The organism is Bartonella sp. CR84HXZ, assembly GCF_042194535.1.
GTDB lineage: Bacteria > Pseudomonadota > Alphaproteobacteria > Rhizobiales > Rhizobiaceae > Bartonella > Bartonella grahamii.
On the sequence record NZ_JBHIMY010000033.1, the window covers coordinates 1 to 6,165 of the forward strand.

The 6,165-nt window shown below is 37.7% G+C and carries 7 protein-coding genes and 1 pseudogene; all 8 read right to left on the minus strand.

Going from position 1 to position 6,165, the window contains the following annotated elements; genetic code table 11:
- Window positions 1–203 (minus strand): lysozyme (locus tag ACFIKD_RS08540; protein ID WP_375647761.1); only part of this gene is annotated, 203 nt, incomplete at its 3' end.
- 69 nt (window positions 204–272) lie between these two features.
- Entirely contained in the window at window positions 273–1,037 is a 765-nt protein-coding gene (locus ACFIKD_RS08545; RefSeq protein WP_375647767.1) for a hypothetical protein, read from the minus strand.
- Entirely contained in the window at window positions 941–1,450 is a 510-nt protein-coding gene (locus ACFIKD_RS08550; RefSeq protein WP_375647764.1) for a hypothetical protein, read from the minus strand. Before ACFIKD_RS08550 ends, ACFIKD_RS08545 begins: the two co-directional genes overlap by 97 nt.
- Entirely contained in the window at window positions 1,380–1,859 is a 480-nt protein-coding gene (locus tag ACFIKD_RS08555; RefSeq protein WP_375645141.1) for a hypothetical protein, read from the minus strand. The genes ACFIKD_RS08550 and ACFIKD_RS08555 overlap by 71 nt, the downstream gene beginning before the upstream one ends.
- Window positions 1,860–2,050: 191 nt before the next feature.
- Window positions 2,051–2,521 carry an SMI1/KNR4 family protein gene (locus ACFIKD_RS08560; RefSeq protein ID WP_375645138.1) on the minus strand — a complete coding sequence of 157 codons (471 nt, stop codon included), beginning with the start codon at window positions 2,519–2,521 and terminating at the stop codon, window positions 2,051–2,053.
- A gap of 251 nt (window positions 2,522–2,772) precedes the next feature.
- Window positions 2,773–3,135, minus strand: a complete 363-nt coding sequence (locus ACFIKD_RS08565) for an HNH/ENDO VII family nuclease (protein ID WP_375645137.1) — start codon at window positions 3,133–3,135, stop codon at window positions 2,773–2,775.
- An 88-nt stretch (window positions 3,136–3,223) separates the two neighbouring features.
- A pseudogene (locus ACFIKD_RS08570) lies at window positions 3,224–5,804 on the minus strand (DUF6990 domain-containing protein).
- A gap of 5 nt (window positions 5,805–5,809) precedes the next feature.
- Window positions 5,810–6,165 (minus strand): SMI1/KNR4 family protein (locus ACFIKD_RS08575; protein WP_375647766.1); only part of this gene is annotated, 356 nt, incomplete at its 5' end.

The window sequence follows — 6,165 nt, forward strand, 5'->3', positions numbered from 1 at the left end:
TCGAATTGCTTTAAGTCTTCACAAAGGATTTCTTCTGCTTGCTTTTGGCTAATACACATGCCTTTTTTGACAAGGGGATGACCCGCATTGCTGGTGTGACCATAACCAATCGTCCAAACACATGCCGTATCTCTATAAGCCTCTAAACGCAAACCTTCCCATTGTTTGATAAGCTCTAATCCTTCTTTCGATATCTTTCTCATCTGACGCTCCATAAAAAAAAGCCCCACAAAAGTGGGGCTGGATAAAATGATGTTCTAATCAATCTCGCACTAATTATAATAAAATGGGTCGCTACATCCACGGGCGCCTATTTTTTCATCTTCTACATAACGAGAATGCGCAAAATTCCGTACAAGATGATCATTGTTAGAGCCACCAGTCCAATCGCCTCCTCCCAACATAACATTTATGTCTACACGTAAACTACTTCCTTGCTCCCCTGTATGCCATTTAGTCACTGGATAACAACCAGACAAATATTGCCACACATAACCGCAACCATCCTCACAACCAATATGCGAAATCATCCGTCTATTGTTTGTATCAACGTGTCCTCCAGACGTCTTAAGAGAAGGCGCTTGATTGCCGACAATACTGGTTGCTTGATTACTTCCATACATGCATGGCGAAAACTCATCACTCGTCAAAAATCTCTTATTAACAGACCAAAAATCAAATGCATGATCCGCATAGCTACGATTGGTCGTAATCGGAACACCATATGCCGACTTTGCATTTACACCTGTCCCTGATTGAAGATAAATATCAACCCAAATATTATGCCACGGATTGTAAACCATCCCTTCTGGACTACTACATGGGCGGTGATTTAAACACCAAACAGAATTGGGTAAAATATCCCCTGCTTGATAACCCGATAAAGGATGTCCTTCAATCTCACCAACATCCGCACAAAGCGTATGAAATCCACCGATCTTTAGAGAATTCTTCTCTGTATAGCCATCAGAAACCGTCGGATTTTGCGAAAAAGAACTGTATATCTCACTCTCATGATCTTCTCGAGTGAGATATATATAATAATCCTTTCCTGCTTCGAGATCTCCTTGAAAAAAAATCCTTCCACGCCTTGGAACGCGGTAAAAGAGGTACCTACCCCCAAATTCTCACCACCATGATAAAAGCGAAAACATGCCCCTTTATTGATCACAATACCTTTTCTATTTGTCGGATTGGCTTCCAGAATTCTGTGAGGCTGATCAAAACGCACATTCTCTAAAAAATAAGTGGAAAGAAAACCTACTGTTGCCTTGTTTGTGAGCTGATCAACCATTAGATTCAACGTCTCATCCGCTTGAATAAAGAAGGACACTATTTTGACTCCCTCCATCATTCGTGCTTTTTGTTCAACTAACTCTTTAAGAATGGGTAGGATGCTTTGATGATCGCTTTTGCAAAGATTTTCTTGTTTGTTGACGTTTTCTTTCATTCTCAAAATGAGTTATCATGGCCCGTTCCTTCTTGCTCGTATTGCTTAGACCAAAAGTATCATTGTCCATAAATTGCTGATATCCAGCTATCATGAGATCGGTTAGGAACGAGTCACTTTTCGGAGGTTGTGTAAAATAAATCCCCTTTGAATCCTGCAATTTATATCGAAAACCTGCTTTTTTCATGCACTCATATACTGAAGCAAATTCACTTGCATACGAATTCATATCACTAGAAGAAGCATAAACCGGTTTCCAACCACATTTTAAAAGTGATTGTTCGATTACAGCCCGATCTGCTCTAGGCTTTTCCCATAAAACCAAAGTCGATGGGGGAGGATTGCCTAATTGACATCCAGCTGTACTTAAGAGAGCCATGCTGCTCAATAGTTTTAAGATTTTTTTCATTTTTCCCCTCCTCCATAGTTTTTTCCAAAAACTCTTGTAAGAAGATGTGAATTTCAAACCAAGAGCTTTCTCCACCTTTTCAATCTGTAGATTATCAGCCGCATTTTCTTCAGTACGAAAATTGATAATATCATCATTATATTTATTAACTTTATCAATTAATACTGCAACATCATCTAAGGTATAGGTTTTCATAAATCTTCCCCTGCATACTCTTTAATTCTTTTACAGAGAAATTCATAAAAATTACTTGCGTAATATTCGGAATCTTCAGATGTATACTTGAGATAGAGTGGGCACTCTCCATCCCGAAATTGAGTATAATCAAAGTAAAATGTTTCACCAAAATCAGTTGTGCAGATAACAAGTTGTTTGGGATTCGTAAAGCCATCTCTTCTATCGAGTAAATTTCGGTAAACAATATCACCAGCAGGAATACCAGCACAGATTTCATAAATACTGAATATTTCTTCACCTCCAACTTCTCCGCCTCCATAATTTTTTAAAAAACCCTTATAGGAAGAGGTAAATTGTAAATCGAGAGTGTTCTCAGCTGTTTTAATCCGTACATCATCAGGTGCATTATCTTGAGTACCAAAATTAATAACCTGACTATGCATATCAACATATTGTGCAACATCTAATAAAGTATAACTTTTCATAAATTTTTCTCCATAAGTCACAGTGTGTTTTTACTCATAATGAGTGTTTCTACTGATCAATATTCTCTACTATAGCCAATGGAATTGGGATTACATCGATAGAATATAGAGGATATTTTCTTGAAGGAGCTCTTTTCTCATCTGTATCTGTAAAATCATCTCGCATTTACAATATATGATGTAATTAAAGGGGATGATCATTAAAGCTTAGAGAGCGCCTTTTAGGGACATTATTTCAATATTTGCAATAATTACTTTTTCTTTTTTCTTGCTGAGGAGTCTTTTTTTGAAATCCAACAAATAACTTTTCTGATAAAATTTTCCTTTGGCTTCATAGGCGCAACAAAACTCTTGTCTTGATAAAATGAGTAGAGAACCTCAGCCATAGGACCTTCTTGTGTCATAGGATATAACATAATAGGCCTACAATCGATTCCAATAGGAGCTCTTCCTGATACCATTCTTTCCACATTTGTACCTGTTACTATCTGTCCTTTTCCTTTCCAAGAAGAAACTGTTTCAGGCTCAAACAGCTCATCTCCCTGATAAACTTTTTTACCTTTAAATTCCACAGGTTCAGCTGCTCCCATAATTTTTTTCTTTATCCATTTCATGATTCATAAGCCCCTTCAATTTTTTCAAAATAATCAATGTATTCTTTGTTCTAAATAGACTTAACAAACTCTCCTTCCAAGAAGTAGGTTATTCCTCGCTAGAAAACTCTGAGTGATTATCGAAATCCTTTTGCCACCTGTTTAATTAAAGCGTAGCTCACTTGCTTCACCTTTGCTACTTCTTTGGCTAAAGCTAATGCACGTTCAAGATGAAGCTGTTGGATGCTCTCGTCAAAGCCTAGGTGATCCCCTGCCGTAAAGCTTTTCTGATAAGATTGTAAGGTTTCAACATCACCCAATAAGGCAAGAGCGCCAAGATGAAGCAAAGCATAATCCTTATTGTCTGTTTTGGACTTTGCATCCTGTTGCCAAGGAGCTCTACCATAATCAGAGCGTAGCCTTTTAGAAAAATCAATGTCTTTGACTGACCATTCTAGCGCATCATCAAGTGCTTGCTTTAAGCGATCCGCAGTGACTTCTGGTTCAAAGATTTCTAACCCCTTTGCTTCAAAATTAAGCTGTATGTCTGGAATATCTTCTGTGTGGGTAGGATCAATGAATTTGCAAGCGGTGGAAAGAATGCCCGTGCTAATCATAAAGGCGCTATCAAATTGCGGGTAATCTTTGGCAATTTCATCGTTATAAAGAATATCTACTTCACGATCGGCCAATTGATAGCTTGCCATATGGTCATTCTCATTGATTTTCTCGGTTGACCAGCCTAGACTTTTTAAAAGTGCTGTTGCACTTTCCATAGTGAGACGATCATCAGTGTCATCTGCTTCATCCACTTCCTCTGCCACTTCAACAGAAGTTGTTTTAGAAGCAACAGATGCTGTTTGCGGATCCAAGCTTAAAATCGGAGCGTTTTTCGGAAAACCTGCTCGATAACCCCGTGCAAGAGTGAGGAGATTATCAATTCTATATTTTGAGATTTCTTCCACAAAACCTAAAGGATTTCCCTTTCTAAAATTCTCCTTATAAGATTTGAGCTTTTCAACATCCCCAATCAAAACAAGCGCAATAAGGTGACGCGCTACAAGATCAAGTTCACTGTCTGGGGGAAAAGCTACATAATCATAGATGATTTGATTCACATTTTGCCGATCAGCCCATTCAAGAATATCCGCACTGATCTGTTTCAGCTTGCCTTCATCCAATTCAGTACTAGAAACTGTATAAACTTCTTCTGCTTCTTTGATGGCTATATATTGAGGCATATTATAGAAAATTTCTCTATGAGCAGTGGAAAAACCAAGTGTTGAAAGGGAAGCCTTAAATACAACAATCGGCTCTTCTTCATCACTTTGAAGGTTATACATTATATTGATGATACGGTCTTTACTTACAAAATAAGCATTGCGATTGTAGTTTTTATCACGATAAACTGTCCAACCCATTTCTTTTAATTGCTCTGTAACTTTATTGAAAGTAATCAAAACTTGTGGACTAAGATGTGCTTCTGCTGCCTCTCGCTCATTAAGGATTTTCAGATGTCTTTCAGCAAATTCAACAGCGTGATTAACATACCCCTCCAGTTCTTCATCAAGATTTTGCAAATGCTCAGGAATCTTATCCTCTGCGATAGAATCTTGATAGGATTTTAGGACATCAATTTGACCTGTCAATGCTAAACAAGCCAAATGCCAAATCACAGCTGGATAATAGCTATATTTTTGGATAAGCGTTTTGCTTTCTATTGATGCTTGTAAATCTTGGGCACGTGCCCATTGTATTATCCGCTCAGAGATTTTTGTCAACTCTTGCTCATTCAATATCTCTACACAAATATCAATTCCTTTATCAACCCCACGAAAATTCTCTCCTCCAATCGTATTAAAAGATCGATAAATATCCGTAGGTCGTACAAGATTACGTTGTCCACAAAAATGAATATACAAGCAAGCCAAAGAAATCTCTTCATTAGATATTTCAGCTTCGAGATGAACATTATACTGATCATAGAGATGTACAAAGCCAAAATCTAACTTAATAAAACGATCCGGCAAAACCAACCACATTTTCCCAAGCTCTGTGGCAAACCACCCTTGAATTTTAAAAATGCGAGTTGCTGCTGTAAGAATCATCGACCACTGTTTAGGTTTTTTACGCGCTAAAATGTCATCTAACTCCCCGTTTTTATAAGCTTGCGCAAAAAGAATGAGGCGCTCAATCCACCCTATTGTTTTGTAATCTGCAAATTCTGGTACATGTAATTGGGGTGTAAACTTAGAACTTTTTAAAGCCTCAATATCACCAAGTAATGCTTCTGCAACAGCAGAATGATTAGCAGCTTCTTCATGTAATTTTTTTTCAATATCTTGTGCTTGCGCCCAAGCAATAACCCTATTTAAAGATTCCTTAACATGGCTTTCTGAGAGATCTAAAGCTGTAACATCGAAATCCTCTTTCGCAGAAAACAGCGTATCTTCATACTTATCCTGTGATACTTCACCACTAGCATATTCGCAAGAAAGGCAATAAGGAGCAGTGGTAAGATCAGCTGATAACCGAAATTTTCCACCCTCCTCTCCATAATCTACAACATCATAACTAATGCCTACAATGCGATCGGGAAAATGATAATGCGCAAAGGTATCCCCCACTTCATCACGATAAGGCTCCCAGCCCAGTCTTTTTAAAATCTCTGTGACATCTTTGGTTTGCATCGTCATTACCCCCCAGCATGTTCCATAATTCTTTTACAGAGAAATTCATAAAAATTACTTGCATAATACTGGGGATCGCTAGGTGGAAATCTAAGATAGAGCGGGCACTCACCATCCTGAAACTGAGTATAATCAAAGTAAAAGGTTTCACCAAAATCTGTTCTATTGATAACAAGCTGCTGTGGTTTTGCTAAACCATTTTTTATATCTGTTAAGTGATAATAAACAATATCATCACTACGAGCAATTTCAAAATTTGTATTATAAACACTTAATATTTCCTTACCACAGATCTCCGCTCTTCCATAATTCTTCAAAAAACTTTTGTAGGAGGATGTGAATTGCAATTTAAGAATCCCCT

Bases quoted from the DNA above. Each gene is read 5' to 3' on its own strand.
- ACFIKD_RS08550 (WP_375647764.1), bottom strand. From the start codon at position 1,450: ATGAAAGAAAACGTCAACAAACAAGAAAATCTTTGCAAAAGCGATCAT.
- ACFIKD_RS08560 (WP_375645138.1), bottom strand. From the start codon at position 2,521: ATGAAAAGTTATACTTTATTAGATGTTGCACAATATGTTGATATGCAT.
- ACFIKD_RS08555 (WP_375645141.1), bottom strand. From the start codon at position 1,859: ATGAAAAAAATCTTAAAACTATTGAGCAGCATGGCTCTCTTAAGTACA.
- ACFIKD_RS08565 (WP_375645137.1), bottom strand. From the start codon at position 3,135: ATGAAATGGATAAAGAAAAAAATTATGGGAGCAGCTGAACCTGTGGAA.